The sequence below is a fragment of the Alteromonas sp. G4i35 genome, from assembly GCF_054960375.1.
Genome location: NZ_JBHNZD010000071.1, coordinates 1 through 735 on the forward strand (window position 1 = coordinate 1; position 735 = coordinate 735).

The window sequence follows — 735 nt, forward strand, 5'->3', positions numbered from 1 at the left end:
GGCTTACCAAGGCGACGATCTCTAGCTGTTCTGAGAGGAAGATCAGCCACACTGGGACTGAGACACGGCCCAGACTCCTACGGGAGGCAGCAGTGGGGAATATTGCACAATGGGGGAAACCCTGATGCAGCCATGCCGCGTGTGTGAAGAAGGCCTTCGGGTTGTAAAGCACTTTCAGTTGTGAGGAAAAGTTAGTAGTTAATACCTGCTAGCCGTGACGTTAACAACAGAAGAAGCACCGGCTAACTCCGTGCCAGCAGCCGCGGTAATACGGAGGGTGCGAGCGTTAATCGGAATTACTGGGCGTAAAGCGCACGCAGGCGGTTTGTTAAGCTAGATGTGAAAGCCCCGGGCTCAACCTGGGATGGTCATTTAGAACTGGCAGACTAGAGTCTTGGAGAGGGGAGTGGAATTCCAGGTGTAGCGGTGAAATGCGTAGATATCTGGAGGAACATCAGTGGCGAAGGCGACTCCCTGGCCAAAGACTGACGCTCATGTGCGAAAGTGTGGGTAGCGAACAGGATTAGATACCCTGGTAGTCCACACCGTAAACGCTGTCTACTAGCTGTGTGTGTCTTTAAGACGTGCGTAGCGAAGCTAACGCGCTAAGTAGACCGCCTGGGGAGTACGGCCGCAAGGTTAAAACTCAAATGAATTGACGGGGGCCCGCACAAGCGGTGGAGCATGTGGTTTAATTCGATGCAACGCGAAGAACCTTACCTACACTTGACATGC

1 rRNA gene is annotated in these 735 nt (G+C 53.2%); it reads left to right on the plus strand.

Features of this window, described 5'->3' with window-relative positions:
• Positions 1–735: ribosomal RNA gene (locus tag ACFI6L_RS20265) — 16S ribosomal RNA — on the plus strand; the annotation flags it as partial.